This window comes from Tsuneonella sp. HG249 (genome assembly GCF_053819205.1).
Genome location: NZ_JBSOQY010000003.1, coordinates 72,017 through 97,642, shown reverse-complemented (window position 1 = coordinate 97,642; position 25,626 = coordinate 72,017). Strand labels below are relative to the sequence as shown.

At 61.9% G+C, this 25,626-nt stretch carries 26 protein-coding genes; 18 read left to right on the top strand and 8 right to left on the bottom strand.

The window, feature by feature from the left end; genetic code table 11:
* Positions 1-52: 52 nt before the first annotated feature.
* A complete protein-coding gene (locus ACWPM1_RS13435; RefSeq protein WP_455695413.1) occupies positions 53-2,389 on the top strand; it encodes a TonB-dependent receptor in 2,337 nt (778 codons plus the stop codon).
* Between the two features lie 103 nt (positions 2,390-2,492).
* The gene (locus ACWPM1_RS13430; RefSeq protein ID WP_455695412.1) at positions 2,493-3,257 is read left to right on the top strand and encodes an SDR family NAD(P)-dependent oxidoreductase; all 765 of its coding nucleotides are present in this window, start codon (positions 2,493-2,495) and stop codon (positions 3,255-3,257) included.
* A 6-nt stretch (positions 3,258-3,263) separates the two neighbouring features.
* Here the strand turns inward: ACWPM1_RS13430 and ACWPM1_RS13425 are convergent, their stop codons facing one another.
* Genes ACWPM1_RS13425 through ACWPM1_RS13415 form a run of 3 tightly spaced genes read right to left on the bottom strand, consistent with a single transcriptional unit; the run spans position 3,264 to position 6,886 of the window.
* Positions 3,264-3,914 (bottom strand): TetR/AcrR family transcriptional regulator, encoded by a 651-nt coding sequence (locus ACWPM1_RS13425; RefSeq protein ID WP_455695411.1) that lies wholly within the window; start codon positions 3,912-3,914, stop codon positions 3,264-3,266.
* Between the two features lie 45 nt (positions 3,915-3,959).
* On the bottom strand, positions 3,960-5,039 hold the full coding sequence (locus ACWPM1_RS13420) for a VOC family protein (protein ID WP_455695410.1): 1,080 nt from the start codon (positions 5,037-5,039) through the stop codon (positions 3,960-3,962).
* The gene (locus ACWPM1_RS13415) at positions 5,036-6,886 is read right to left on the bottom strand and encodes an outer membrane protein assembly factor BamB family protein (protein ID WP_455695409.1); all 1,851 of its coding nucleotides are present in this window, start codon (positions 6,884-6,886) and stop codon (positions 5,036-5,038) included. The genes ACWPM1_RS13420 and ACWPM1_RS13415 overlap by 4 nt, the downstream gene beginning before the upstream one ends.
* A gap of 52 nt (positions 6,887-6,938) precedes the next feature.
* Here ACWPM1_RS13415 and ACWPM1_RS13410 point away from each other — a divergent pair, with 52 nt between their 5' ends.
* Complete coding sequence (locus ACWPM1_RS13410) at positions 6,939-7,946, top strand: alpha/beta fold hydrolase (RefSeq protein ID WP_455695408.1); 1,008 nt, start codon at positions 6,939-6,941, stop codon at positions 7,944-7,946.
* Here ACWPM1_RS13410 and ACWPM1_RS13405 read toward each other — a convergent pair.
* Complete coding sequence (locus tag ACWPM1_RS13405; RefSeq protein ID WP_455695407.1) at positions 7,899-9,368, bottom strand: sodium:solute symporter family transporter; 1,470 nt, start codon at positions 9,366-9,368, stop codon at positions 7,899-7,901. The two genes, ACWPM1_RS13410 and ACWPM1_RS13405, sit on opposite strands and share 48 nt — an antisense overlap.
* A gap of 69 nt (positions 9,369-9,437) precedes the next feature.
* On the opposite strand from ACWPM1_RS13405, the gene ACWPM1_RS13400 reads away from it, so the two are divergent.
* The 3 genes from ACWPM1_RS13400 (at position 9,438) to ACWPM1_RS13390 (ending at position 12,752) form a co-directional block, all read left to right on the top strand.
* Positions 9,438-11,321, top strand: a complete 1,884-nt coding sequence (locus ACWPM1_RS13400; protein ID WP_455695406.1) for a beta-galactosidase — start codon at positions 9,438-9,440, stop codon at positions 11,319-11,321.
* A gap of 244 nt (positions 11,322-11,565) precedes the next feature.
* The gene (locus ACWPM1_RS13395) at positions 11,566-11,976 is read left to right on the top strand and encodes a hypothetical protein (RefSeq protein ID WP_455695405.1); all 411 of its coding nucleotides are present in this window, start codon (positions 11,566-11,568) and stop codon (positions 11,974-11,976) included.
* 248 nt (positions 11,977-12,224) lie between these two features.
* The gene (locus ACWPM1_RS13390; RefSeq protein WP_455695404.1) at positions 12,225-12,752 is read left to right on the top strand and encodes a response regulator transcription factor; all 528 of its coding nucleotides are present in this window, start codon (positions 12,225-12,227) and stop codon (positions 12,750-12,752) included.
* Positions 12,753-12,770: 18 nt separating this feature from the next.
* Here ACWPM1_RS13390 and ACWPM1_RS13385 read toward each other — a convergent pair whose 3' ends face one another.
* Positions 12,771-13,133 (bottom strand): hypothetical protein, encoded by a 363-nt coding sequence (locus ACWPM1_RS13385; RefSeq protein ID WP_455695403.1) that lies wholly within the window; start codon positions 13,131-13,133, stop codon positions 12,771-12,773.
* Here ACWPM1_RS13385 and ACWPM1_RS13380 point away from each other — a divergent pair.
* On the top strand, positions 13,132-13,743 hold the full coding sequence (locus tag ACWPM1_RS13380) for a hypothetical protein (protein WP_455695456.1): 612 nt from the start codon (positions 13,132-13,134) through the stop codon (positions 13,741-13,743). The genes ACWPM1_RS13385 and ACWPM1_RS13380 overlap by 2 nt on opposite strands.
* Positions 13,650-13,970 (top strand): JAB domain-containing protein, encoded by a 321-nt coding sequence (locus ACWPM1_RS13375; RefSeq protein ID WP_455695454.1) that lies wholly within the window; start codon positions 13,650-13,652, stop codon positions 13,968-13,970. Before ACWPM1_RS13380 ends, ACWPM1_RS13375 begins: the two co-directional genes overlap by 94 nt.
* Here ACWPM1_RS13375 and ACWPM1_RS13370 read toward each other — a convergent pair.
* Complete coding sequence (locus ACWPM1_RS13370; protein ID WP_455695455.1) at positions 13,889-14,368, bottom strand: hypothetical protein; 480 nt, start codon at positions 14,366-14,368, stop codon at positions 13,889-13,891. The two genes, ACWPM1_RS13375 and ACWPM1_RS13370, sit on opposite strands and share 82 nt — an antisense overlap.
* A gap of 372 nt (positions 14,369-14,740) precedes the next feature.
* Here ACWPM1_RS13370 and ACWPM1_RS13365 point away from each other — a divergent pair, with 372 nt between their 5' ends.
* Together ACWPM1_RS13365 and ACWPM1_RS13360 are read left to right on the top strand one after the other, a co-directional pair.
* Positions 14,741-15,343, top strand: coding sequence for a response regulator transcription factor (locus tag ACWPM1_RS13365; protein WP_455695402.1), 603 nt, complete (start codon positions 14,741-14,743; stop codon positions 15,341-15,343).
* 222 nt (positions 15,344-15,565) lie between these two features.
* Entirely contained in the window at positions 15,566-15,862 is a 297-nt protein-coding gene (locus ACWPM1_RS13360) for a hypothetical protein (RefSeq protein WP_455695401.1), read from the top strand.
* A gap of 292 nt (positions 15,863-16,154) precedes the next feature.
* On the opposite strand, the gene ACWPM1_RS13355 is transcribed toward ACWPM1_RS13360, so the two are convergent.
* Complete coding sequence (locus tag ACWPM1_RS13355) at positions 16,155-16,937, bottom strand: DUF3703 domain-containing protein (RefSeq protein ID WP_455695400.1); 783 nt, start codon at positions 16,935-16,937, stop codon at positions 16,155-16,157.
* A gap of 437 nt (positions 16,938-17,374) precedes the next feature.
* Here ACWPM1_RS13355 and ACWPM1_RS13350 point away from each other — a divergent pair, with 437 nt between their 5' ends.
* Positions 17,375-18,082, top strand: a complete 708-nt coding sequence (locus tag ACWPM1_RS13350; protein ID WP_455695399.1) for a helix-turn-helix domain-containing protein — start codon at positions 17,375-17,377, stop codon at positions 18,080-18,082.
* Positions 18,083-18,299: 217 nt separating this feature from the next.
* Here ACWPM1_RS13350 and ACWPM1_RS13345 read toward each other — a convergent pair whose 3' ends face one another.
* A complete protein-coding gene (locus ACWPM1_RS13345) occupies positions 18,300-18,707 on the bottom strand; it encodes a MerR family transcriptional regulator (RefSeq protein ID WP_455695398.1) in 408 nt (135 codons plus the stop codon).
* Between the two features lie 46 nt (positions 18,708-18,753).
* On the opposite strand from ACWPM1_RS13345, the gene ACWPM1_RS13340 reads away from it, so the two are divergent.
* The 7 genes from ACWPM1_RS13340 to ACWPM1_RS13310 all read left to right on the top strand — a co-directional run bounded on the left by ACWPM1_RS13340 (position 18,754) and on the right by ACWPM1_RS13310 (position 25,266).
* On the top strand, positions 18,754-19,548 hold the full coding sequence (locus ACWPM1_RS13340) for a MauE/DoxX family redox-associated membrane protein (protein ID WP_455695397.1): 795 nt from the start codon (positions 18,754-18,756) through the stop codon (positions 19,546-19,548).
* 19 nt (positions 19,549-19,567) lie between these two features.
* Complete coding sequence (locus ACWPM1_RS13335; RefSeq protein ID WP_455695396.1) at positions 19,568-19,963, top strand: hypothetical protein; 396 nt, start codon at positions 19,568-19,570, stop codon at positions 19,961-19,963.
* 43 nt (positions 19,964-20,006) lie between these two features.
* Positions 20,007-20,303 carry a hypothetical protein gene (locus tag ACWPM1_RS13330; RefSeq protein WP_455695395.1) on the top strand — a complete coding sequence of 99 codons (297 nt, stop codon included), beginning with the start codon at positions 20,007-20,009 and terminating at the stop codon, positions 20,301-20,303.
* Between the two features lie 90 nt (positions 20,304-20,393).
* Entirely contained in the window at positions 20,394-22,181 is a 1,788-nt protein-coding gene (locus tag ACWPM1_RS13325) for a copper resistance system multicopper oxidase (RefSeq protein ID WP_455695394.1), read from the top strand.
* Positions 22,182-22,774: 593 nt separating this feature from the next.
* Positions 22,775-23,440, top strand: a complete 666-nt coding sequence (locus tag ACWPM1_RS13320; RefSeq protein WP_455695393.1) for a copper resistance protein B — start codon at positions 22,775-22,777, stop codon at positions 23,438-23,440.
* Positions 23,431-23,985, top strand: coding sequence for a hypothetical protein (locus tag ACWPM1_RS13315; RefSeq protein ID WP_455695392.1), 555 nt, complete (start codon positions 23,431-23,433; stop codon positions 23,983-23,985). Before ACWPM1_RS13320 ends, ACWPM1_RS13315 begins: the two co-directional genes overlap by 10 nt.
* Before the next feature lie 555 nt (positions 23,986-24,540).
* On the top strand, positions 24,541-25,266 hold the full coding sequence (locus ACWPM1_RS13310) for a PepSY domain-containing protein (protein ID WP_455695391.1): 726 nt from the start codon (positions 24,541-24,543) through the stop codon (positions 25,264-25,266).
* The last annotated feature ends 360 nt before the right edge of the window (positions 25,267-25,626 follow it).

Genomic DNA, 25,626 nt, shown 5'->3' with positions numbered 1-25,626 from the left:
GTTGACGATTTATACAATATGGCTATATGGTCCCTCAGGGAGGAGACACCACATGACTATCACGACTTTTCGGGCCGCCACATCATCGATCGCGCTCTCGTTTGCGCTGGCCGCGTCGCCCGCGTTTGCTCAGGACGACGCTTCATCATCCGACGGCCAGGACGCTGAAGCCGACAACGTCATCGTGGTGACCGCCCAGTTGCGCGAAGAAAATGTCCAGGAAGTGCCGATCGCGATCACCGCGCTCACTTCGGATGACCTCGAGGCAGCGAAGATCGAAGACGCGCTCGACCTCCAGTTCAACGCTCCCAACGTCACGCTGTCGGCCAACCGGAACCTCACAATACGTGGCGTGGGCTCGCAATCATTTGGCGGCACCAACGACACCAACATCGGCGTGCTGATCAACGGCGTCTTCCTCCAGCAGGGCAGCACCTTCGGTGAGTTCTTCGACCTTGAGCGCATCGAAGTCCTCCGCGGCCCCCAAGGCACACTGTTTGGCCGCAACACGACCGGCGGCCTGATCAACCTCGTGACCAAGAAGCCAACCGACGATTTCGAGGGCTACGTTAGCGCCCAGTACGAAAGCTATGACGGCAAGCGGCTCGAAGGGGCGATCAACATCCCGGTCGCGCCAGGCTTTGGGTTCCGGATTGCCGGCAATTACGTCAAGCGCGACGGCTACACCAAGAACCTGTTCGACGGCAGCCGGATTGACGGGCGAGACCAATACACCCTTCGCGGAAGCGCCGGGCTCGACACCGGCGAAGGCACCACGGTCGACTTCGTGGTCACCTATTTCCACGAAGACAGCAACCGCGCCAATGCGGTCAAGACCCTGTGCACCCCCCACCCGACGTTCGGATGCTCACCGGACACCGTCGCAACCGACTTCCCCTCGACAAACTTTCCGATTGATCTCGGGTTACTGCCAGGGGTCGTCCGGCCTGACACCTTCAGCGAGAATCCAGCTAACCTGCGCGAGGTGCGCATTGATATCGCCCCGATCCAGAAGGTCGAGGATCTGCTGGCGACGTTTGAAATCAATCAGGACATCGGAGATTCGCTGCGACTGACGTCGGTCACGGGGTTTCGCGACGGCAGCAACAGTTCGCAGCGCGATTTCGATCAGGGCACCCGGCCTAACGCATTCAACGTTACCGCCGCGACGCCCAACAACGGCCAGGGCAACGGCGTTCTTACCTACCTGATCGGTCCGGGTAACGTGATCAGCTCGACCGACTATCGCACCGCGCAGTACGGCGGGGGCGAGCGCGACCAAGTGAGCCAGGAACTGCGCCTCGCTTCTGATTTCCGGGGTCCATTCAACTTCCTCATCGGAGGCTATTACCTAGAAGCTAACGGTAGTGGGTTTGTGGATACATACACGCCGGCAAATCGCACGTTTGGGGCCATTGCCCTAGCTACAACCCGCGATTCCAGCGTCAAATCGAAGGCGGTGTTCGGGGAGGCCTATTTCGACCTGTCCGACACACTCAGCATCCTGGCGGGTGCGCGCTACACCAAGGACGACAAGTCCATCAGCACCGCCAATGGCAACTTTGCGCTCCCGCCCTTCTTCAACGGGAAGGCGTCGTTCGACGCCTGGACGGGGCGCGGTAGCGTCCAATGGCAGCCGACCTCCGCAAACAACGTCTATCTTACCTATTCGCGCGGCTTCAAATCGGGTGGGTTCAACCCCGGCAACGTCGCGGTCCCGACGTTCGAGTCGGAATTCATCGATGCCTACGAACTCGGGTCGAAGAACAAGTTCATGGACAATCGGGTCACGCTAAACGCCGCCGTGTTTCGCTACGATTACAAGAACCTCATCGTCGGTAACATCGTCGGCATTCTTGCGACAAACGTGAACATCCCCTCGTCGCGGGTGCAGGGGTTCGAACTTGAAGCCAATGCCGAGCCGGTCCCGGGCCTCGTATTCGAAGGCGCGCTGGGTCTCCTCGACACGGAGATTCGCAGCTCGTTCCTGTCATCCGACCCATCGCGTGGTGCAGCGTTCTTCCAGATCCAGGGCAATTCGCTGCCAAACGCGCCCAAGCGCACCCTCAAGCTGGCGGCGGAGTACACGGCGAATGTAAGAGGCGATTGGTCGGTTCGACCGCGGGTCGACTTTTACTCGCAAAGCGGTTTCTTCAGCCGCGAGTTCAATACCGGTGCTGATCGCGTTGGAAGCTGGAAGCAACTCGATGCGTCGCTCCAGATCGCCAACGAGGCTATGGATCTTGCAATCACGGCCTTTGTGAAGAACGCGCTCGACGAGGACAGCATCACGTTCCTCGAGACTAATTCGAACCTCGTGGGCAGCTTCCGGAGCGCGTTCCTGCTCGATCCGCGCATCTTCGGCGTGTCGGTCCGAAAGGGCTTCTGAAGGTTCTCTCCGCCTCCCGGGCGGCAAGTCGAACTTGCCGCCCGGACTGTTTTGGCGCGCGGAAAACAACCTGGCCGCGACGACATATTGGAAAGCACGGCGCATGAATGATCTCTTCAACCTCACCGGACGGGTGGCGCTCGTTACCGGCGGCAATGCCGGTCTAGGCCTCGGGATGGCGCGCGGCTTGGCCAAGGCGGGCGCCAATGTCGCGGTATGGGGCCGCAAGGCCGACCGGAACGAGGTAGCAGTCGCGCAGCTCCGCGCTCTGGGCGCTGATGCGGACGGTTTTGTCTGCGACGTCATGGACCCGGCAGCGGTCAACGCGGCTATGGCGGAGACGGTGAGCCGGTTCGGCCGGCTCGACGCATGCTTCGCCAACGCCGGGGGAGCGGGGATCCGCAAGCCATTTCTCGACCTCGAACTCGCCGATTGGGCCCATACCCAGCGCCTCAACGTCGACAGTGTCGTGAGCACATTCGGTGCCGCGGCGCGCCAGTTCGCGGCGCAGAAGTCGGGCGGCAAACTCGTCGTCACCTCCTCGATCGCCGCGCTGCTCGGCTTGCCGGGCGGATCGTACTCGGCCACCAAAGCCGCGGTCTCGGGTCTTGTCCGGTCCCTCGCGATCGAGCTCGCCCCGCTGGGAATCCAGGCCAACGCCATCCTGCCCGGTTTCATCGAAACCGAGATGTCGCTCAACACACCCAAGGCATTTCAGGACGCCTGCAAACGACGCACGGCGTCGGGCAAGCTGGGGACACTCGAAGACATGGAAGGCATCGCGGTGTTTCTTGCGAGCCGGGCGAGCAACTTGATCACCGGTCAATCGATCGTGATCGACGGGGGCCAGTCAATCTTCCCGATGTAACCCAGCTTACAAGGGCCGGATGCGCGGCTCCCGCTTGAGCGGTTGCATGCGCGAAATGTGCTCGGTCTTGAGCGCGGTCATCGAACCCAATATCATCGTCACCGTCAGGTCTTCGAGTTCCTGGTGGCTCATCCCGTGGCGCAGCAAGTACGCCCCGGCCGACGCCGGAAGGCCGAAGCTGATGTCGGTCGCCGCGCGGGCGACCTCCGGCGGCAGGTCGAAATGGCGCATCACGATGTCGGCGAGATAGTCGACCGCCGCCTCGCGGCCGTATTCGGTCGGATCGTGGATCGCGCTAACCGTCGGCTCAGACTGCAAGCGTTCGATGATCAGTCCGCGCTCCTCGATGTACTTGAGATATACATGGGTCACGGCGCGCACGAGGCCCTCGAACGTGGTCGCGCCCTCGGCCGCTTCCCCCTGCATGCGACGCAGTCGCCGCAATTCGCGCTGGAGCAATTCGCTTAGCAATTCGCCGAGGTTCGGGAAGTAGTTGTAGACCAGCGACTTGCTGATCCCGGCCTCGCGCCCCACGCGCTCCATCGACAGCGCTGCAACTCCCTCGGCGGCAATGATCTCGGCGGTATGATCGAGAATCAACGAGCGGCGCTGCTCGGGATCGAGCCGGGTACGGCGCTTTGTGGCAGTGCTGCTCATGCGACGTAGACTAGCAAAGCCGCGCGGATAATCCAGCAACCGCGATCAAGTGCGCGGCGTCGACGGCGTCCGACCGTTTGTCACCAGCATGGCGTCGATCGAGCGACCCATTCCGGCCGACATGTTCTGCTGGAACCCCAGGATATTCCCTTCGGGATCACGGGCGTAGCGTACCCGGAAGCCGGCAAGCTCGAACGTCTGTCCGATCAGCGTCACGCCTTCGCGCTCCAGCCGGGCGAGTGTGCCCGGCAGGTCGGTGACTTCGAACATCAGGCTGTTGTAGCCGATCTCGTCGAACATCCGTGGAGTTACGCGATGCGGGGTGGTCGGATGGCTGTAGTGCCAGAACTCGAGTTCGAAATTACCGGCATCGAACCAGCTCGCCGAGACCTCGATGTTGTCGATGGCGACAACATCATCGAAGGTTTTGCGCCGGGTCGGCGGCAGTTCGCGCCGCGGACCGTAGCCGAGGATCTTCGAGTAGAACGCCACCATTGCCGGCTTGTCGCCGGGGACGTTGGCGAGGTGCGTGGCCCACGCTGGATACTGCGAGCGACGCGCACCGGTCACGCCCTGCGCGGCGATCACCGCGGGGCTGAGTTGCTCCATCTCGATCATGATGCCGTCCGGATCGAACCCGTAGGCGTATGTGACCCCATATCCACCCAGGTCGACTGGGCCACTACCGCGCGACAGCATATCGAGCCCGATGGCCTTGAACCGGTGGTATCCGGGTGCGGCTTCGGGCGTCTGGAAGCATATGTGGGTATAACCCGGGCCGATCACCGGACGGCGCGCCGGCCCTTCCTTGCGCGCCGGATCGACATCGATCAGCTGCAGGAATACCGTCGGCGTGCGGATCAGCGCGACCTCGACGTCTCCGCTGCGCTTGGCGAGCAGAGCAGTCGGAAAGGCTCGCGCCGGGATGCGCTTGCGCTCGACGAGCTCATAGGGGACCGCCTTGCTGTAGAACGCGATTGTGTCGTCGATGTCGGACACGGTGATGCCGACATGGTGTACGCCCTTGATGGCGTCCGGCGCCGCGACCTGGGCGGTCGGAACTGGTTCCGGCATGGTGGCGCAGCTGGTCAGCGCCAGTGCGAGCATCGCTGCGAATGGCTTCATGGCCGGTCTCCCTTGCGCCGGTACACCAGCAACACGTTGCCGCCGATCTCGCCGAACTTGTCGTAACCCGAATTGACGATCACCATCCCCCCGGCGACCACGGGGCCCTGGCCATCGATGGTGCCGCCCTTGGCTTCGACACCGTTGACGGTCGTGAACGCGCGGTTGGTCTCGGCCGTCCACAGGGGCTTGCCGCTTCGGGCGTCGTAGACGATCAGCCGGCCATTGTGGGCGCCCGCGAACACGACTCCCGGGCTTGCGGTAAGCGCGGCCGAGAGCGCCGTGGTGCAGGCAAAGCCCCGCTCCCCGCAAGTGGGCGGCTCGATACGCGACCACAGCGGTTTGCCGGTAACGACGTCGAACGCATGGATCCCGGGCCGGGGCGGGCCCTTGGCGAAACGGTTCCCCGGGGTGTCAGCGATCGGGACCCACACGGTGCGGCCATCGGTGGCCATGCCCCAGTGAATCCCGCCGTTGAAGCCGCCCATTCCTGCGCGCGCGCGCCACAGGATGCGGCCGCCATCATCGGGATCGAGCGCGTAGATCTCGCCAGATTTCTGGCCCGCGAGCAACAGGTCCTTGCCGGACGCCGTCTTCACCAGGATCGGCGGCGCGCCGAAGTCGAAATCGGGGCCGTCCTGGCTCGGGCAGTTGGCTCCGCCGACCGCGCCGCACGCGGCGTTCCAAGCATCGCCCTTCGTCACCTGCTGCACCCAACGGGGACGGCCGTTCGCGAGATCGAGCGCGACAATCGCGTCGCTGTTGCCGTTGGCCGGCGACGAGTAGTTCTCACCCGTCCCGACGTAGAGCAGGCCGCGCTTGGCATCGACCGTTGGCGTGCCCCACACCGGCGCGCCGCTCGGGGCCATGATCGTTGCTCCCGCGCGGGTCTTGCCCGCCGGCTTGGGCTCTGCGGTGCTGTACCAGCGCCACTTACGCCTTCCGGTGGCCGCATTGATCGCCGTCACTCCGCCGCGGAAAGTACAACAGGCGTATTTGTCGTCGTAGGCACTCAAAACTTCGGTTGAGGACATCGGCACGAACAGCACCCCATCGTGCAGCGCGAGGCTGCCGGTGCCGGTCCCATCGGGGTGATCCTTGACGCTGGCGGTCCACAGCGGCTTGCCGCTCTGCGCATCCACCGCGTGCACTTTGGCGTTGAAGTCCACGAAATAGAGAGCGCGGCGGCCATCCGGGCCACCTCCGAGCAAAGGGGCGGTGCGGACTTCCGCGCCGGCGGCGTAGGTCCACCAGGTGCATCCGTCGCGCGGGCCCAGGGCGTAAACATGGCCGGACTGGCTGCCGACGAACAGCGCTTCCTTGGTGACCGCCGGTTGCGACCTGGCGCGCTGGGCGCCAGGGAAGCCGAATGCCCACGCAAGCTCGAGCTCGCCGACGTTGACGGCGTCGAGGCCAGCGTTCTGGGCCGACTGGAAGCGCGCATTGGCGGGGCCATTTCCCCACCTGTTCCACAGCGGTGCACCCGACAGTCGAAGCGAGCCTTCGCACCTAGGGCCAGCGGCCGCGGGGACTGCCGCGCCGCGGCCGAGGTGTTCACCAAGTATGCTGATGTCGTAAGGGTTCAGCCCTTGGGCTTGGGCCTTCATAACTCCGGAGAACAACGCTGCCTTGATGAAGTCCGGGCTGCGATCTTCCAGCGCGGCGCGCAGCGGTGCGCCGCCTACCCCCTTGTCATGGCACCCCGCACAGCGCTCCGTATAAATCCGCTCGGCGAGCGCCGCTTGTCCGCTTTGCGCAATGGGCTTGTCCCGGCTAGCCTCCCCTTGCGCACAGGCGGCGGCAATCAACGCAAAAACGAGAGCCAGTAATGCACGCAGAGTTGGCATTCGACTTCGGCTCCCTTATTGACGGTTGATACAATTGATCGTGAGGTTGTCAATGCGCGCTGTTTCCATCGCCGCCCTCCTGCTCGCGGGTTGCGCGACTGCTCCCTCCTCGACGCCGGCGTTTGTCGACCCTGCGGTCGCGCACATGGACGCCCAGACCGGGGGCGGAATCTATGGCGAGCGCTGGTCAGGCGAAGGCGCCGAGCGGATTCACTATGTCGAAGCCGGCCGTGGCCCGACCGTCGTCTTCGTCCACGGTTTTCCCAGCTTCTGGTACACTTGGGCCGACCAGCTCGACGCCTTCCGTGCGTGCCGGCGGGTGATCGCCATCGATGCGCCCGGTACCGGGCTTTCGGGTCGGGGGGAGAGCGACGAAGGGTACCGCGTCGCCAATCTTGCGAAGCGTCTGGACGCCCTGATTGCGGAGCTCGCCCCCAATGAGAAGGTAACGCTGGTCGGTCACGATTGGGGCGGCGCACTCGCGTGGTCGTACGCCGAATGGAAGCCGCAGCGAGTCGAGCGGCTCGCTGTGTTCAGCGCGCCGCCCTACGATTTGTTTCTGGAGCTGATCGCGGCCGATCCAGAACAACGGTCGCGGTCGGGCTACATGCAGACCTTGCGGGGCCTTGATCGCGGCACGATTGCCGCCCGCGGAGTGGCGGACAGCTTGTTCAAGACCGCGTACGGGCAGATGGTCGCCAAGGGCGCGCTCACCGAGACAGAGGGCAAGCTGTTTCAGAACGCGCTCAATGTCGAGACCGTCGATGGCGGAGTCGGCTGGTACCGCGCCAACATTCCTGCCTTCGATGCGATCGACCCGCTCCGCGATGCGTGGCCGTCGGCCGGCGCGCGCGCGGCGGTGCCTGTGCTGCTTGTCGAGGGCGGCGATGACCGCACCTTCGTTCCCTTGGCCCAGCGCGCGCGCGATCACGCAGCCTCGCTAGAGGCCGTTACGCTGCCGGGAGTCGGCCACTGGACCCCGTTCGAGGACCCGGCCGCCGCCAACGCCGCGCTAGGTCGCTTTCTCGGTCTCCCCGACGGGCGTTGTCCCGCGCCATAACGACAGACCGATCCATTCCGCGCGCCTGCCCATCGCAAGGCGGTTGAACGCCAGGGCTGCGACCACAGAACTCGCCAGCGTCACAACCATGAAGTCGATGTAATGCAGGCCGACGAACCCGGCCGGCTGCCACCAGAAAGTGTAGGCGCCGTAGAACGCCACGCCCCAGACCACCCCGGCGACCGCTGCGCCCGGTGCCACACCGCGAAACAGCAGGCCCACGACGAATGCGGACAAAATCGGCATCGAGGCAAGACCATTGAGCTGCTGCAGTAGATTGATGATGCTCTTGGCGCCCTGAAAGGCGGGGACCATCAAGATCGAGGTGACGGTCAAAATGGCGGATACCACCGCGGCCAGCCGCCAGTGGTTGGCAACCGGGCGGATAAACTTCGAGTGGAAGTCGACGTCGTAGAGCGCCACCGAACTGTTGAGGATCGCCGCGGTGTGCGCGATCACCGCCGCCGCCATCATTGCCGCGAACGCGCCGGATAGCCATTCCGGCAGTACCTCGGCGACCACCCGGCCATAAGTCGCGTCGTCGGCGTCGCCGAACAGCTTAAAGCCGACCACGCCGGGGATGACCACTATCGCGGGCACGATCAGGATCCGCACCGCGGCCGCCGCAAACACGCCCTTCTGAGCCTCGCGCACGGTCGGCGCGGCCATCGCCTTCTGGGTGATGTTCTGGTTGGTCGACCAGTAGAAGATCTGGATGAAGACCATGCCGGTGAACAGCGTGTGGAAGGGGATCGGGGAGTCGCGGTCGCCGATCATGCTCAGGCGCTCGCCCGGGATGCCCGACAGGTCCCATCCGATCGCGTTCATGGCCAGAATCACGACCAGAAAGGCCACTGCGAGGACGCCGATGCCGCTGATCGTGTCCATCACCGCGACAGCCTTGAGACCGCCGGTGATCGTGTAGAGCGCCGCGATCACCGCCATCGGCGCGGCGAACCACCACAGCGGCCAATCCACGCCCAGCATCGAACCGAGAAACAGCGATCCGGAATACAGCGCCGCCGGCAGGTAGATGAGGATGTTGCCGATCAAGAATATGCCGCTGATCAACGTGCGGATGCTCCCGCCCCCGTATCGCTGCTCGAGCAGTTGGGTCACGGTGGTGCACTTGTAGCGATAATATATGGGCACGAAGACGAACGCGAGGATCAGCAGACCGATGAAGCCACACAACTCCCACCAGGCGAGTAGCAGCATCTGGTTGCCGTTCATACCAACCAGCTGCTCGGTTGAGAGGTTGGTGAGGGTGATCGAGCCGGCAACATACAGCCAATTGAGGCGGCCAGACGCGAGATAAACGTCCTTGGCCGACTCACCATCCGTCCCGCCGCCGCGCTTCGTGAGATAGATCGTCAGGGCTGCGATTGCCGCCATCAACGCGACAACGATAGCTATTTGCATGCCCACCCCTTATTGTAATTATCGTCAACGACTCTTGACCGATTTCGCGGTCTCGGACAAGCCCGCAGCATGATCGGCGACCAGCCCTGCCGACTCGGCGTGTGCTACTACCCAGAGCATTGGGAAGAGGCGCTGTGGGCAGACGACGCTCGCCGCATGCGCGAGACGGGCATAACTCGTGTACGTATCGGCGAGTTCGCCTGGTCGCGCATCGAGCCGGAGCCAGGCCGGTTCGAGTGGGGCTGGCTTGATCGCGCCATAGAATCTTTGGCCGCGGAAGGTCATGGGATCATCCTCGGCACGCCAACCGCCACGCCGCCCAAGTGGCTGGTCGACCGAATGCCAGACATGGTTCCGATCAGCCGTGACGGCCGGCCGCGCAGGTTTGGATCGCGGCGGCATTACTGCTTCAGCCATGGCGGATATCGCGCCGAAGCGGTGCGCATCACGCGCGCGGTCGCGGAAAGATATGGGCATCACTCCGCGGTCGTCGCCTGGCAGACGGACAACGAATACGGCTGCCACGATACGGTCCTCAGTTACTCGGACGCGGCCAGGTGCGCCTTTCGCACATGGCTGGCGGCGAGATACGGCGAGGTTGAAGCGCTCAATTCGGCATGGGGAAACGTCTTCTGGTCGATGGAATATCGCTCGTTCGGCGAAATCGAACTGCCGAACCTGACGGTCACCGAGGCCAACCCCGCGCATTGGTTGGCGTTTCGCCGCTTTTCTTCCGATCAGGTCATTGCTTTCAATCGTGCTCAAACGGATGTCATCCGCGCACTGTCGCCGGGGCGCGACGTGGTCCACAATGCGATGGGCTTCTTCACCGACTACGATCATCACGCGCTAGGCGCCGATCTCGATGCGATCGGGTGGGACAGCTATCCCCTCGGGTTTCTCGAACAGTTTCCTTTCGCTGAGGCCGACAAGCTTGAGTACGCCCGACAAGGCCATCCGGACATCGCGGCCTTCCACCACGATCTGTATCGGGGCTGCGCGAGGGCCGAGCGATGGTGGGTGCTCGAGCAGCAACCGGGTCCGGTCAACTGGGCACGATACAACCCGGCGCCGCTGCCGGGCATGGTCAAGCTATGGACGATCGAAGCCGCTGCCCACGGCGCCGAGTTGGTCAGCTACTTCCGGTGGCGTCAGGCGCCTTTCGCCCAGGAACAGATGCACGCCGGCTTGTTGCGGCCTGACAGCACGCCGGCGCCCGGTCTCGATGAAGCGCGCGAGGCGGGAGAGCTTCTGGCGGAGCTCGGTCCGATGGGAGCTCCCTTGCGACACGCGGCGCTGATCTTTGCTTACGATGCGGAGTGGGTGACCGCGACTCAGCCCCAGGGCGAAGGCCGCTCCGCACTTTGGGCTGCGTTTGCTTGCTATACGGCGCTGCGCCGGCTCGGGCTGAACGTCGACATTCTGCCGCCCGACGCTTCGCTCGTAGACTATGGGCTGGTAGTGATCCCGGGCTTACCGATTGTGCCGGAAGTACTCGCAGAGAATTTGCGAAATTACGGCGGACAGGTCGTCATTGGCCCGCGGACCGGCAGTCGGAACGAAGAATTCGCTATCCCAGCAAGCCTCCCTCCGGGTCATCTCAGAGAATTGATCGGAGGGCGGGTGACCCTGAGCGAAAGCCTGAGGCCTGGTTTGGCATCCGCCGGCGCGGGCTGGGAAATAGCCCACTGGCTCGATCACTTAGAAGGTGACGCGGTGCCAGAACTGGTGGCCAACGACGGAGCAGTCGCGTGTTGGCGAAACGGACGAACGCGATACTGTGCGGCATGGCCAGAGGCGGCTTTGATCGAAACGATAGTCGAAGCCGCGGCCATCGATGGAGGCCTGCCTGCATCGAAGTTGGCCACGGGACAGCGAATGCGCACGACAGAGCGTCAGCGTTTCGTCTTTGATTATGCGGTGGCAAAATTGGAGATCCAACCGTGCCCTTAGCTGAGAGGGCTTCGCGCCTCTGCGAACAACGTACGTCCGTTATTGGACATCATTGATGATCAGCCGAACGTCCGGCCCTGGGCGCGTTGCCACTTGGCAGCTTATGGGCCGCCTGCAGATGGTCTGCTTTGGAGGTCGCGACTGCAAAAAGCCGCCAGTCGGCAGAATGATCTGGTGCAGCGCTAACTCTTGCAGATAGGGCCATATTGGACCTAACACGTCTAAGGATTGCCAGGGGGCGCTAATGCTTGAAAGCCACTGGCGGATCGAGATCGAGCGCGTCGCCGAGGCGCTTGCCGATTCCAATGACGCCACGTTCCCTCATCTCGCTCTGCGGCTTCACAAAGCACTGTGCATCGCACCGCCTGAAGTCGGGGCAGCGCTAGGGCCTCCCTGCAGTCGGCAACAAATCGAATCGCTGCTGGCTTGCGGCGCACAGAGGGAGGCAGCGCTGGAGCTATTCGGCAAGGCGCATTACATGGTGAGCCGCGGTGTCCATGGGTTTGCGATAGCGTCGGTCACCAGCGACTTGTTTCCCGAGTCAACCCTCAGCTCCGATCATGAGGCTACGGCTTATGCGGGAGCGCTCGCCTTGGGGCTACGGGACTGGGCACGCGCCGCAGCTACGTTCTCGGCTTCGCGGGCCGCTCGCTAAGAATCGCTAACACATTTGGCGCGCCTACCATGGCGACGTATCGCCACAGCTTATGGCGCGACAAACAATCACATCATGTTTGCCGCTCAGTTCGCCTGTATCGTTAACGGGTGGAGTAGGCGCGCCGACCGGTATCCCAGCTCCCCAGGAATATGAAAACCTGAATAATCAATGTGTGAATCGTTCGTGTCTAATACCGGATGCGAACCGCGGTTTGAACGTTGAATGAAGTTAGGTTACCTCCTAATATGGGTGTCACCGTGCAGACGACATTTGGCAGTCGGACCTCCGACCGATCCTTGCAGCAGTTATCTGACCGTGAGCTCGACGTGCTTGCTCATCTCGCTGGACATAAAACCAGTAAGGCGATCGCGCGCGACTTGGGCATTCACGAAAACACCGTCAACAAACATCTCGCGTCGATCCGCGCGAAGTGGAGCACGACCGACCGCTACGAGACAGCGCAGGTATTTACGCGCTTGAGCGAGGGGGATGAAATTCATCCCTCCCAAATTCCGTCCGGTGACGACTACCTCATTGTGCCTTCAGAGCCCGTAGCGGACCTGCCGGATTCGGCGCATTTCCGGTTATCAGATGTGCTCGCTCCCGAGCCGTTCGGATTCCGGGATAGCCTCGCTCCGAAGGGTCTGGAGGCTCTCGACCGTCGTTATGGAAAGGTTTGGCGGATTGCGGCAATTCCGATCATCGGCATCCTTTTTGGAATGGTGATGTTGGTAGTGGTGGCAACTGCACAAGTACTCAACGACCTCTTCTGAGAACGCCTTCGTCCTGACTTAACTGGCTTTGGCCATGGAGACGAAGAAATGACACCTCAAGTTGCTGCGTTGCGCATCGGCCGCGGGCTCGCCGCTAGTGAAGACGGCATCGACGCCGTGCTTGCACACACGGGTGGGCTTATAGCCGCGATGACTAACGCTCGAGTCGAAACTGGCAGCCCAGCCGCGACCGGACACCGCGCCATCGCGCGTGTGGCCGCCGCTCAGGCAAAGCTCGTAGAGGCGCGCCAAGATCTGATCCGTGCTCACGAGGATCTTCGCCGCATTGCCGAGACCGCCGACACCCCAATGGACTGTCCGCCGCAACAAGGGTCGCATCGCGACGAGGATCGCGCTGCCGCATGAGCCGTAGGGTACCATGACCGCGGTCCTTCTCACCGCCTTTTACGCAGTCATGGTGTCATCACTTGCTTTCGCCTGGTTCAGGGGCGGGGGTGCGGAACGGATCGCGGTGCTTTTGCTCCTCGCCTTCTTCGCTTTCCGAGTGGCAGTCCATCCCCTGATGCCAGTGCGGTTCACCGGGCTAGATCCGCTCGCGCTCACACAAGACCTCATCGGTTTTGTCGGCTTCGTGTGGATCGGGCTCCGCGCCAGGAGGTACTGGCCATTAATAGCCGCAGCCCTGCAGTTGCTCAGCCTGTCCGCGCACTTCGCGCGTGTGCTACACCTGCCTGTAGATCCGTGGGCCTACTCGGTGCTCAAGAGCGTGCCGACATTGCTCGTCTACATCGTCCTCGCGATCGGCACGGCGAACTACCGGCGCCGCGTTCGGGCAAAGAGGCATTTGAAATCGTCCCCGACCTTGTTTGGCCAGGGGACGGAGCCCTCTTGGCGCAGGCCTTCGCTGGACTCAGTGCCGCCCGAAGCGAGACGCTCATCGTCACACTCCACGACAGCAAAGGACGCTACTCGTCGAGCCTTCAGCGCGAAGGAACCCACGGAGGAATCGAACTCGACTACCGCGATCTGATTGAAGTTGCCCTCGCGAGCCGAGCGAGTGGCCTGCTTTTAATCCATAACCATCCTTCGGGCGACCCCACCCCGAGTGCGGATGACATTGCGGCGACACGCATGCTCGTTGCGCTATGCCGTCCTTTACAACTCAAGATCCATGATCACCTTATTGTCGGGGCTGCGACCCTGGTCAGTATGCGGCGCGCAGGACTCATTGACCCACCGGGCAGTGCGGCAGCGTGAGAGCGCGTCTCCCGCTTCATTCGAAGGTCCCAGAAGACGACGTCTTGGGGCGAGCAGCCGCGGAGCTGGAAATCCTTCATCGCCGCCGCGTGCGCATACCCCGTAGCTGCATCACCGATCAGCAATGGGCGATCCTGCTTGAGCTGTTTGTTGCCGAAGAGAGTGGACAACACCTTCCTACAACGGCGCTTGCTCAGGTCGCCGGCGCGCCGAAGTCTACCCTGTTGCGGATGATTGACGACCTTGCCGCGCGAAGCTTGATCCAGCGCGACCGAACTGGTCCTGACGGTCGCGTAACGCTTATCCGACCCACGACTGCCGGGCGTGTGCTTGTCGCGGCTGTGTTCGAGGATGCCCCATGAGAGTGACGGTCCGCCAGACAAAAAACGGTAGACCATATAGCGTCCGCATGCGCCGGCTCGCAACGAGGTGGGCCGAGGCCGACCCGATCGCAGCTGCGCCAACCTGCACCGCAAAGTTCTCCCGAGAACCGAGCACGAAGAGCCGCTCATGAACGCGCCCACCAATCATAGCCTTCGGTGTGCCTTGTCTCAAGCAGGTGAACTATCCGGCACGCGGGAGCATGTTCGTGAAGCAAACCGACAAGCGCTGGAGCGCGCACGCGTACGAGCGGCACTCGGCAACCCTCAGGCCCATCTGCGCCCCGCCAAATCGGGTGCAGCATTCGTTTGGGGCCTTGTGATCGGTGCCGCCGCGATGGGGCTTGCTGGGGCGATCGTTTTTGTCATGTGAATAAGAAGGGGGCCGCCATGTTCAAACGCCAAGTAATCCATTTCGTTGACGCCGATGCCCGAATGCGGGGCCATCTAGCCCGAACCACTCTTGCACTCGGGCATCATGCCGAAGTTTACGCGGACGTCGTCGAGCTATGCGAGCATTCTCCTCAGCGAGGCATCGCGGTTGTGCGCGATGATTTCGAGCAAGGCGGAATCGAGGCTGCAATCGAGTTGCTCGGCAGGTACCAAGTGTGGCTGCCAGTGGTAGCCATAGACGAAGCGCCAGAGACTTCCCGCGTGGTGGCCGCAGTGAAGGCCGGTGCCTTAGATTACCTTCGACTCCCCCTGGATCCCAGCCAGCTGTCGCAAATGCTGCTGAGCATCTCTCATGAGGCAGAGGCAACGGCTGCAGCGCGCCGCCGGATGATCGAGGCTCGAAGCCGAATAGACAATCTTTCTGTCCGCGAGCGAGAGGTGCTCGAGTGGCTCGCGCAGGGCAGCAGCAACAAGGCGATTGCTAAGGCGCTCCAGATCAGTCCTCGGACTGTTGAGATTCACCGCGCGAATATGATGAACAAGTTGGGAGCCAGCCATTCAGCAGACGCCGTGAGATTACGTCTTGAGGCGAGTCTGTAATGCCATGCCTTTCCCCGGCGGCACTCTCCTGGCGCGGGCTCCTGTCCCCTGATCAAATAATGTTTAATCGGTGGAGTATGGTCGCCGCCCGCCGCTTAGGTATTGTCACGCAGGTTCGCAGCAGCCTGATTTCTAGAAAAGGCGAGTAGCTCTCCGGTTCATCGATTTGATCGATCGAGTAGCTCTCCGGTTCATCGATTTGATCGATAAAGGGAGAGCCACATGAAGTTTTTAGCCGTCACGATGATTACTGCGATTTTGTCCAGTCCTGTCTCCGCCCGACCCCACGGGAATGAGCCCGGCTCCCAATCGGCGGGACGCGATGCCGGTCAGGGCGCTGTGAGGTTCTGGGACCGGGTCGACCACGAGTCTTGTTTCGGTTTGTCGCGCGCTTACTACGCCGAGTATCTTGCGACGCTCGGCCTCAATTACGGCGATTCCTGGACCGTTGGAACTGGCGAGGCCCACGAACTCAACCAGACGTGGACCGACATGTGGTGCCGCAGCAAACCAGAATAAGCAGCTATTCGACAATGTAGGCACGACGCTCCCGGGGATCGCCCATATCTGCTTCTGCGTCAGCGGACGCTTGGCACCGACGGTCTTGCCGGCGTCCCAAGGTGCCCGACCGTGCATCGATGGATTATATTGCGAGTAGCCCATGGCATTTCTCCACGGCCGAAATGGCCTTCAGAGAAACAGAGCGGCCGGTCAGATGCTGGGCCGTTTGCGGCCTGTCCGGTTTCAGCGATTGCAAGGGCAATGCAGACAACGACCTGCGTGCCATGAGCGCTGTGTCATTCGCGCCCAATCAGAGCCGGACTGGGGCACATTGATTTGGGAAGCGCGCGCTTTCGATGGCCGCTCTGAGGTCAGGCGGGATATTCATGGGTCTGAACGGGCTGACGTCGGCGCCCCCTGTGTTGCCGTGCGGGACGAGACCGGCCCACGTCACGCCTGCCGCTGCCGAAACTCGGAAAGTCTGGCCCACCACTTCTCGGAAGCTTTGGCGGCGAATTGACCACATCAGCATGTGCCAATGCACTCGAACATGATGCACTGTCGATCTCTGACCCAATATGTGCGCGCGCTCCAAGTGTTGGAAGGCGGCGCACGGATCTCCGCCGAGTTCAGCCAACCGGGCGGCAGCCAGTTCGGCGTCCACATCAACTTTGATCCGCGTGCCAAACGTCAAAGGATCGGATGCATTGATCTTCCGGGAAACGAGTCGCCCAGCCAAGTAAGCTCCAGCGGCTCCATCAAAACTCAGGCAGAACATCGCCCACCAGGTAGGCACACCCTCATTTTCAACCAACCCGTGATGGTACCAATCGAGCAGTCCGTGCCCCGCAAGGGCCACGACTACCATCCACAAGTTTGTCTTGAAGCCGATAGTGGCGGCAAGGCCAAAGCCGAAAAAGATGGCGAGCTCTCGCGACAACGCTGCGCTGTCTCCCATGACAGCGAAAAGAGCATAGTAAGAGGCGATCACAAGCAAGATGACAGGATACACTGAGCGATCTCGATCGATGCCGGACGCAGTGAGAAAGGCACCAACCGCGATTGCGAGGGAAATCCCCATGAAATAGCCCATCTCTTGCTTCCTTCTGCTTAGATCTTTGTCTTGGTGGCGGATGGCGGCGAAGCAGTCAGGTCGAGCGATTGGGGACACATACCCCCTTCTCCGTCACCGGCCGCTCCGCCGCATTTCCGTCAGTTTGCGCAGCCGCAGGACTGATCGCACTTGCACGACGGTCCGCAGTTGCAGGCCTTGGCAGCGGTGGCGCACTTGCAGGCTGGGGTGCAGTTGCAGGGGTTGCATTTGCAATTCTCGGTCATGTTGAACTCCTTCTTCGGTTTGTGGAGTTCGTGGGATAACCTTCGAATCGGGTTGAGACTTGAACGTAGCGGCTAATCTGAATCCAAGTGATCGGGACCTGTATTGAGCATGAGGCCGCTCAGGGGGAGTAGGGAACCGTGCCGGTTGTCGGCCAAGGAAGGATCGTGGTTTGGGAGGGCGCGGCCCTTTGGATGCTCGAGGGCGAAGAGACTGCGAATGTGCACCCGCATTCGCACCATGCGATCCAGGTTACGTTCCGACTCAAGGGCTGGTTCGAGATCAACGTCGGTCGCGAAAAGCTTGCCGGCCCCGTGGCGGCGATCGGTTCAGATACGCAACATAGCTTTCGGGCGAGCGGCGCGGTGGCGTTTCTGTTCATTGCGCCCGAGAGCTTAGTCGGCGCTGCGATCAAGAACGTTTTGTTCGAGGATCAGTCTTGGGCAGGCATCACCCAAGGCCCATTGGCAGAGGCGCTGGTAACGCTTCGCGAATGTTTTGAGCGGGGAGCGCCCGAAGTGGAGCTTCAATGCGTCGGGCAAGCTGTCTTGAATGCGCTGCAGCCAACCGAATTGCCGAGGATGCCCGACCCTCGGGTGCTGGCGATGATTGACTATGCGAAGCGTAATCTCGACGACAGAATAAGTCTGCTCGCCGCTGCGCGAGACGTTGGCCTATCGCCTAGTAGAGCACGCCACCTTTTCGTCGCGCAGACCGGATTGCCTTTCAAGACATATGTTTTGTGGCTGCGAATCGAGATGGCCGTAGCATTATACGCATCAGGAAGTTCGCTTACCGCGGCCGCCCACGAAGGCGGCTTCGCGGATTCTGCCCATTTCAGTCGAACGTTTAGAACGACCTTCGGCCTCGCCGCTATGGGATTGCGCCTTCACCACGAGTAAGGTGCAGCATTCTTGACCGCTGACAGATGTGCCGTTCGCCACCCGGAACGTCGAGATGGAGCGCACAGCCAAATAGCCGATCCTTGGCCGATAGCGGAATTGGAGCGGCCGTCCCGAGTAAACCCAATGCTGCCGCTCCTAAGCACCCAGAGGTACGAACGAATTTGCGCTCCACGTCACGCTTCGCTTGTGGTGCACTGCTGGCGACAACGGCGAATTAGCTCGCCTCGAACGACGTTAGGATTGGGCAAGGTCCGGTGGTCCCGGTTCCGCACTCATCCGCCAAGCGCCGAAGAGACTTTCTTGCACTCTGAAGGTCCGCGATCTTTGCTTCCAATGCCTCAATCCGGCTTTTCGCAAGCGTGCGGACGCGGGCGCGGTCGTCACTCGCATCGAGATCTAGCAATTCTTTGATCTCTTCAAGCGTGAACCCCGCAGCCTGGGCCTGCCTGATAAAACGCAGCCGGCGCAGATCATCGGCACCGTATCGCCGAACGCCGACTTCCCGCGAGGGCGTCTCAAGAAGTCCCCGGCGCTGATAAAATCGAATTGTTTCGACCCCGACACCGCCAGCAGAAGCCAACCGGCCAATGGTCAACGAAGATGGCGCTTGACTCTGTACCATAGTACGCACCCTATATCCGCGCCGACAAGATCACAAGGAGTGTCAAATGTCGGACCAAATCGGCGCCATTCAAGGACGGAAAAGCGCAGTCATCCATCGGATGGTAATGCAATCGCACACCTGCCCCTATGGGCTCAAAGCGGTCGATCTGCTCAAGCGCTCAGGATACGCGGTCGACGATCGGCATCTCACCACTCGCGAGCAAACCGATGCCTTTAAAGCAGAGCACGGCGTCCAAACCACTCCGCAAATCTTCATCGGCGGTGAGCGCATCGGAGGATACGACGATTTGCGTCGTCACCTTGGCAAGCCGGTCGCCGACCCTAAGGGTACCAGCTACCGGCCGATAATCGCTCTTTTCACAATGACGGCTCTGATGGCTGGAGCAGTTAGCTACGCGGTCTTTGGATACCCCTTTACCGTGCGCGCAGCCGAGTGGTTCATTGCCTTCTCCATGATCGTTCTGGCGCTGCTCAAGCTTCAGAACATCGAAACATTCGCCACGATGTTCTTGAACTACGATCTGCTGGCGAAGCGGTGGGTCCCCTACAGCCACATCTACCCGTACGCCGAAGGACTGGCGGGGGCGTTGATGGCGGCCGGGGCGCTCACGTGGCTCTCGGTACCCATCGCGCTGTTTATAGCCACCATCGGCGCCGTGTCGGTGTTCAAGGCCGTTTATGTCGACAAGCGCGAACTCAAATGCGCGTGCGTCGGTGGTTCGAGCAACGTACCGCTTGGCTTTGTCTCGCTGACCGAGAACCTGATGATGATCGCGATGGCCGTCTGGATGGGGCTGGGTGCGCTAGGACTGGCTGCGGCCGCTACGCACGCAATGTGAGGAACCAGGCGAAGGTCCGATGATTGCAACAACTTCCCAGAAGGCTTACCTCGTGTCGATGCTTGCCGCCCGCTTCATGCTGATCTTGGCTTTGCTAGTAGCGCCGCTCGGCATGTGGGGCGGGCCATCCATGGCATTGACCCCGTCAGCTTCGGCGTCTTCTGAGCAGCAATCAGCTGACCACGCGACCCATTGTGCCGAGATGGCTGGCGAGAACGAAGGACCGAGTGATCGCGGCTCTTCACAGAGCGACTGCCTATCTGATTGTGCGATGGCGTGCTCTGCAATCGCAGCGCCTGGCAGCCGCATCGCCGAACGTAAAGTCGGCGCTGCGGTCATCGATGCGAACTCGCCTATCGACACGCTCCATGGCCTAAATCCAGAATCAGCAGACCCGCCTCCCCGAACTGCCTGAGACACGAATCTCTTATTGATTTCGAGTTTTCGGGAGAAATGAAATGAAGCTTCTAGTTGGAGCGATCGCGCTCGCGTTCGCCATGCCCGCCGCCGCTCAATCGGCGCCCGCTCAGATGGACCATTCGGCCCATGCGCAGCACCAGACGAGCAACGGTCCAGCCTCGTCGGGCCATACTCAGCACGGTGACCACCAAAAGCCGCAGGGCGGCTCGCAAGAAGGCCATTCCATGAAGGACGGCTGCTGCGCCGACAAGGACGGCAACGGCAAGATGGACTGCTGCGAAAGGATGGCAGCCACGAAGGGCGACCAGCCGCCTGCCGAGTCCAAAGGCAACTGAATCTTCGGCCTGCGGAGGGGGGACGACATCACCAGCGGTCGTCCCCGAACGCCGCCTGATTGGAAGGTCGCAGAGCGACCTGTGTGAACTATGGAAAATACGCTTTCATTGGGCCGACGGGCCCTGCTGCGCGGCGCGGCCGTTGGCGGCGCTGGGCTCGGTTTGTCATCGATGTTCCCCGCGTGGGCGCAGACGACGAGCCACGGGCTCGCCCGGAAAGGCTTTGGCACCCTGACTGGGCCCGTGGTCGATTTGACCGTCTCGGAACATCAGTTCACGGTGGATGGGAAGGCCGGCCACGCGATAGCCATCAACGGCACCATTCCGGCCCCGCTGATCCGGCTAAAGGAAGGTCAGAACGTCCGGCTGCGGGTGAACAATCACCTGGATGAAGATACCTCGATCCATTGGCATGGCCTCATCGTGCCGTTTCAGATGGACGGCGTGCCCGGCGTCAGCTTCCCGGGTATCAAGGTACATTCGAATTTCGATTACGAATTCCCGCTCAAGCAGGCGGGGACCTATTGGTATCACAGCCACAGCGGCCTGCAGGAGCAGGTAGGCCACTACGGCCCCCTGATCATCGACCCGGATGGTGCTGATCCGGTGGCTTACGACCGCGAGCATGTGATCGTGCTGTCGGATTGGAGCTTCCTTCACCCGCACACGATCTTCACGCGGCTTAAGCAGGAAGGCGGTTTCTTCAATCGCCAGAAGCTCACGCTGGCGGATCGATTGACCGGCAAAGCCGAGCAACTCTCGGACGAAGACCGGGCGATGTTCGCCCGGATGCGGATGGACCCGACCGACATCTCGGATGTGACCGAGGCGGCCTACACCTTCCTAGTCAACGGCCACAGCCCCGCGGAGAACTGGACAGGCCTATTCCGGGCTGGTGAGCGAGTGCGGCTGCGGATGATCAATGCAGCGGCGCAGACAACCTTCAACTTGCGCATTCCCGGTCTGCCGATGACGGTGGTGGCGACGGATGGAATCGACGTTCGCCCGGTCGAGGTCGATGAGTTCCAGATCGGCAATGCCGAAACATACGACGTGATCGTGCAACCCCGCGACCAGGCATACACCTTCGTTGCAGAGACAATCGACAGGTCGGGCATGGGGGTTGCTACTCTGGCCCCGCGCGCGGGAATGCGCGCAGCGGTGCCCCCGCTACGCGAGCGTCCGACCCTCACGATGACCGACATGGGCATGATGGACCACGGCTCCGAGGCAACCGCGGATGCGACGGATCACGCAGCCATGGGCCATGCCATGCCGGAAGCTGGGGCGAGCGCTGCTGGTGCCTCGATGGACCACAGCAACATGGACATGCGCGACAAGTCAAAGGTCGACTTCCCGGTTGGCGTCGGAGTGGATGCGATCGCTCCCATGCCGATGAACCGCGTCGGGCACCCAGGCATCGGGCTCGAGAATGTCGGACACCGGGTTCTGACTTATACGGACCTCGTCTCGCTCACACCGCGCACCGACACGCGCCAGCCGACCCGAAAGATCGAAATCCATCTGACCGGTAACATGGAGCGTTTCATGTGGTCGCTGGATGGCGAGCAGCTTTCGGAAAATCCGGAGCCCTACCGCTTCGCTCGCAACGAGCGGGTTCGCATGCGGCTGATCAACGACACGATGATGACTCACCCGATGCACCTCCACGGGCACTTCTGGGAGATCGTCAACGGCCATGGAGCCCATCAGCCGCTCAAGCACACCGTGCGGGTCTCGCCTAGTGGCTACATTGACCTCGATCTGACAGCCGATGCGCCCGGCGATTGGGCTTTTCACTGCCACCTTCTCTACCACATGCACGCCGGAATGATGCGCGTCGTCAAGGTGCGGCCTCTCGACGGAGATCCGGCATGAAGACGCTCATCGCACTGCTTCTAGCCGGTGCGGCCAGCCCTGTTCTTGCCCAGCAGGACCGTTCGCAAGCGACCAGCAGCGCTCCTGCTGCGCCTTCGTGCACTCCAGAGCATTCCGCGATGGGACACTGCACTTTGCCCGCTGCAACAGCGAAACCAGCTGCTGCTGCGTGCACGCCTGAGCACGCGGCCATGGGCCATTGTACGCTTCCTCCACCGTCCGCACCGCAGCGATCTGCACCGACACCTAAATCCGCGAGCTGCTCACCCGAGCATGCGGCTATGGGGCACTGCACGTTGCCGCAGGATCCCCCTCAAGCGGTTACGCCCCGCCCGGCACCGGCAGAAAGCTGCTCGCCGGAACATGCTGCGATGGGCCACTGCACCTTGACGACGCCACTGGCGCAATCGGCAGAGCCCCCGGCGCAATCGCCACAGCCCCCGGCTGGAGCGGCGGCCTGCGCGCCTGAGCACGCGGCAATGGGGCATTGTACCCTGGTATCGAATGACCCTCCGATAGCCACACCGCCGCCAGCGGCTTTGTGGGGCCCCGAAAACGCTGCCGATGCCGTCTATGGAGCCGGAGCGATGGCAATGGCGCGTGAGACCCTACGCAGCGAACATGGCGGGATGCTCGCGTACAAGGTGCTGTTCGACCGTATCGAAGCTCGCATTCACGATGGAGACGATGGCTACCTCATTGACGGCCAAGCCTGGTATGGTGGTGACATCGACAAGCTGTGGCTGAAGACGGAGCTTGAAGGAGAGTTCGAGCACGGCATTGAGGAAGCGGAGATCCAGGCCCTCTGGAGCCAGGCGATCAATCCTTGGTTCGACCTGCAGGCGGGCGGGCGATACGACGCTCGCAGCGGCCCGGATCGGACATATTTCACGATAGGTATTCAAGGGCTTGCTCCGTATTGGTGGGAGGTGGACGCAGCCCTGTTCGTATCGACGAAGGGCGACATCACTGCCCGCGCCGAGGCCGAACATGACATTCGGATCACGCAAAGCCTGATCCTTCAGCCGCGCGCCGAAATCGATCTCTCGATGCAGGACGTGCCAGAGCTTGCTTTAGGCGCTGGCCTGACGAACGCGGCGCTTGGGGCACGCCTGCGCTACCAATTGGCACCGACATTCTCGCCCTATGTGGGCATCGAATATGACCGCGCATTCGGCGATACCGCACGCCTTCGGCGCCTCAACGGTGAACGCGCGGGAGGCTGGCTCTTCCTCTTAGGGGTCCGGGCATGGTTCTGACTGCCGTGCGATCGCTGCAAACGATGCTCTTCGCTGTGCTGATGGCCATGGCGATGTCACCGGCGTCAGCTCACGAGGACCACGACAAGCAGTCGCGGCAGCGTGCGGAGGTGACTTCTCAGCCGAGCCAGATGACACCTGCTGCGATGCACGAGATGATGGAGGATCACGCCGTTGCCATGGAGGCAGCTGCGCCGAAGACGCTCGATCAACGAGTCATGAGCTGGGCAGGGCGGACGCACCCCTTCGCGGTGCACTTTCCTATCGCCCTTTTTCCCGTTGCTCTCGTTGCGCTCATTCTAGCCAGGCGGCGGGGCGAGACCGTCGAACTGATCCGATCACTCATCATCGTCGCAGGCGTGGCGAGCGTGATTGCAGGGGCGCACGGCTGGCTACTGGAGGCTTTTCCCTGGCTCAAGATGACGCGTTGCAGTTCTGGCACCGATGGACGGGCACTGGTCTTTCGATTGCGGGAGCCATTCTTGCGATCTGGTCCTATCGACAGCGGAGCTCGGTGTTCAGTCGGACAATGGTCTTGGCGTTAGCCGCAATCACAGTGGTTTTGCTTGTGCAAGGCTGGCTAGGGGCAGCCCTAGTGCATGGCATGGACCACATGAATTTTGAACTCGGACGGGAAACCGGCGCGGCAGCGCGCAATCAGGAGAATGACGATGAGGCGACTAGCGATTAGCCTACTGGGCGCGACCGCGCTCGCACTGGCGGCCTGCTCAGAGAGCGAAACAACCGAAGGGCAAGAAGCAAAGCCCGAGGCCACCACAGCGAGCGAAGCTGCTGAGGTAGCGGAGGCGTCGCCAGAGCCCACGCCTACGACGGCACCGGAAACAACCGCCTCGCCGAAGGCCACGACCCCAAATGCATCCGCACCGCGAGCCGCAATCAGTCCGCGGGCAACAGCAACCGCGAAGCCTACCCCGACGGTTCGCCCCACAGCGACGCCTAAGGCCGCTGAAGAGCCCAAGGTTGCCGAATGTACGCCTGAGCACCGTGAGATGGGTCACTGCTGACAGTCTAGCATTTGTGTTGCGGGGGCGGGCTGGCGGGAGCGCTGCCAGTTCCCTCTCGATCATAAGGGGGAGTGAATGTCGGCTGCAGCGCGGGTCGCGGGCAAGGTGCACAAGTGGCTCGCCCTGCTCATGGCCATCCAAGTTCTGTTCTGGTTCGTCAGCGGGTTGTTTTTCGCCATCGCCCCGATCGAACAGGTGCGATCAGAGCACGTCAAAGCAAAGGACATTCCGGCGCCTGTCTCAGCCGAAGTGGCCGCGACTGGGCTGCAAAGGATTGGCGGTCAGGCCCGGGGCGAGAAGATCGAAATTCGGACCCTGATGGGTTCCCCGGTTGCACTGATTTCACCGCACGATGGGCGACCGCGTCTGTACGACCTGGAAACAGGCCGGGTGATCTCTCCGATCTCTGCTGCCCTCGCTCGCGAAATCGCCGAGGCCGACTATGCGGGTAACCGCCGCGCGGCCCGCGTTTCACTCGTTACGAAGGAGTCGACGGAATACCGGGCGGCCCTGCCTGCCTGGCGGGTGGACTTTGATGATAACGCGAACAGAGCGCTTTATGTGGCGCAGGATACTGGCGCGGTTACAGCCAGGCGATCAACACTGTGGCGAGTCTTCGACTTCCTCTGGTCATTGCACATCATGGATTTTGAGAACCACGAGGATTTCAACACACCCCTGCTGATCGGCGCAACCGCGCTGAGCCTCGTCATGATTGTCGCAGGGATCATCCTCTTTCCTAGCAGGCTCGGCTTCAATGCCTGGCGCAGACGCAAGAGAAGGGGCAGCACCTCAGCCTGAACCAACCGAGAGGCGGTACAGCGACTGCTATCGGGTTCTGAGTTTAGACGGATAGATGGCCGGAATTGGGCGCTCAGCGGACGTCATCCGGGCGATTCGCAACGACGATCGGCCCCCTGAGGACTCGCACCCTATTCGGTTTGAGGGCCAAGGGGCCACTATCGGGGCTCGGTCAAAATCATGACCCTAATTGGTAATGAAGCCAAACAGTTAGGATGCTCTTGCGAGTCCTTTTCTGGCACCATTTCCTTCCGATTGAGCCAAGAGCCCTCGGAGGCCTGCGGTCGCGCCAGGCGCGGAGTTCACTTGCGCGAATCAGGTAGGCAGGCCATCCAACGGAACGATAAACCATTTGGTTGA

Bases quoted from the DNA above. Each gene is read 5' to 3' on its own strand.
- ACWPM1_RS13360 (WP_455695401.1), top strand. From the start codon at position 15,566: ATGAAGTTTTTAGCCGTCACGATGATTACTGCGATTTTGTCCAGTCCT.
- ACWPM1_RS13415 (WP_455695409.1), bottom strand. From the start codon at position 6,886: ATGCCAACTCTGCGTGCATTACTGGCTCTCGTTTTTGCGTTGATTGCC.
- ACWPM1_RS13385 (WP_455695403.1), bottom strand. From the start codon at position 13,133: ATGGTACCCTACGGCTCATGCGGCAGCGCGATCCTCGTCGCGATGCGA.
- ACWPM1_RS13310 (WP_455695391.1), top strand. From the start codon at position 24,541: ATGTCGGCTGCAGCGCGGGTCGCGGGCAAGGTGCACAAGTGGCTCGCC.
- ACWPM1_RS13405 (WP_455695407.1), bottom strand. From the start codon at position 9,368: ATGCAAATAGCTATCGTTGTCGCGTTGATGGCGGCAATCGCAGCCCTG.
- ACWPM1_RS13390 (WP_455695404.1), top strand. From the start codon at position 12,225: ATGGGTGTCACCGTGCAGACGACATTTGGCAGTCGGACCTCCGACCGA.
- ACWPM1_RS13345 (WP_455695398.1), bottom strand. From the start codon at position 18,707: ATGGTACAGAGTCAAGCGCCATCTTCGTTGACCATTGGCCGGTTGGCT.
- ACWPM1_RS13380 (WP_455695456.1), top strand. From the start codon at position 13,132: ATGACCGCGGTCCTTCTCACCGCCTTTTACGCAGTCATGGTGTCATCA.
- ACWPM1_RS13355 (WP_455695400.1), bottom strand. From the start codon at position 16,937: ATGGGCTATTTCATGGGGATTTCCCTCGCAATCGCGGTTGGTGCCTTT.
- ACWPM1_RS13330 (WP_455695395.1), top strand. From the start codon at position 20,007: ATGAAGCTTCTAGTTGGAGCGATCGCGCTCGCGTTCGCCATGCCCGCC.
- ACWPM1_RS13425 (WP_455695411.1), bottom strand. From the start codon at position 3,914: ATGAGCAGCACTGCCACAAAGCGCCGTACCCGGCTCGATCCCGAGCAG.
- ACWPM1_RS13370 (WP_455695455.1), bottom strand. From the start codon at position 14,368: ATGGTCTACCGTTTTTTGTCTGGCGGACCGTCACTCTCATGGGGCATC.
- ACWPM1_RS13340 (WP_455695397.1), top strand. From the start codon at position 18,754: ATGTCGGACCAAATCGGCGCCATTCAAGGACGGAAAAGCGCAGTCATC.
- ACWPM1_RS13350 (WP_455695399.1), top strand. From the start codon at position 17,375: ATGCTCGAGGGCGAAGAGACTGCGAATGTGCACCCGCATTCGCACCAT.
- ACWPM1_RS13435 (WP_455695413.1), top strand. From the start codon at position 53: ATGACTATCACGACTTTTCGGGCCGCCACATCATCGATCGCGCTCTCG.
- ACWPM1_RS13320 (WP_455695393.1), top strand. From the start codon at position 22,775: ATGGCGCGTGAGACCCTACGCAGCGAACATGGCGGGATGCTCGCGTAC.
- ACWPM1_RS13395 (WP_455695405.1), top strand. From the start codon at position 11,566: ATGCTTGAAAGCCACTGGCGGATCGAGATCGAGCGCGTCGCCGAGGCG.
- ACWPM1_RS13430 (WP_455695412.1), top strand. From the start codon at position 2,493: ATGAATGATCTCTTCAACCTCACCGGACGGGTGGCGCTCGTTACCGGC.
- ACWPM1_RS13325 (WP_455695394.1), top strand. From the start codon at position 20,394: ATGGAAAATACGCTTTCATTGGGCCGACGGGCCCTGCTGCGCGGCGCG.
- ACWPM1_RS13365 (WP_455695402.1), top strand. From the start codon at position 14,741: ATGTTCAAACGCCAAGTAATCCATTTCGTTGACGCCGATGCCCGAATG.
- ACWPM1_RS13335 (WP_455695396.1), top strand. From the start codon at position 19,568: ATGATTGCAACAACTTCCCAGAAGGCTTACCTCGTGTCGATGCTTGCC.
- ACWPM1_RS13315 (WP_455695392.1), top strand. From the start codon at position 23,431: ATGGTTCTGACTGCCGTGCGATCGCTGCAAACGATGCTCTTCGCTGTG.
- ACWPM1_RS13420 (WP_455695410.1), bottom strand. From the start codon at position 5,039: ATGAAGCCATTCGCAGCGATGCTCGCACTGGCGCTGACCAGCTGCGCC.
- ACWPM1_RS13400 (WP_455695406.1), top strand. From the start codon at position 9,438: ATGATCGGCGACCAGCCCTGCCGACTCGGCGTGTGCTACTACCCAGAG.
- ACWPM1_RS13410 (WP_455695408.1), top strand. From the start codon at position 6,939: ATGCGCGCTGTTTCCATCGCCGCCCTCCTGCTCGCGGGTTGCGCGACT.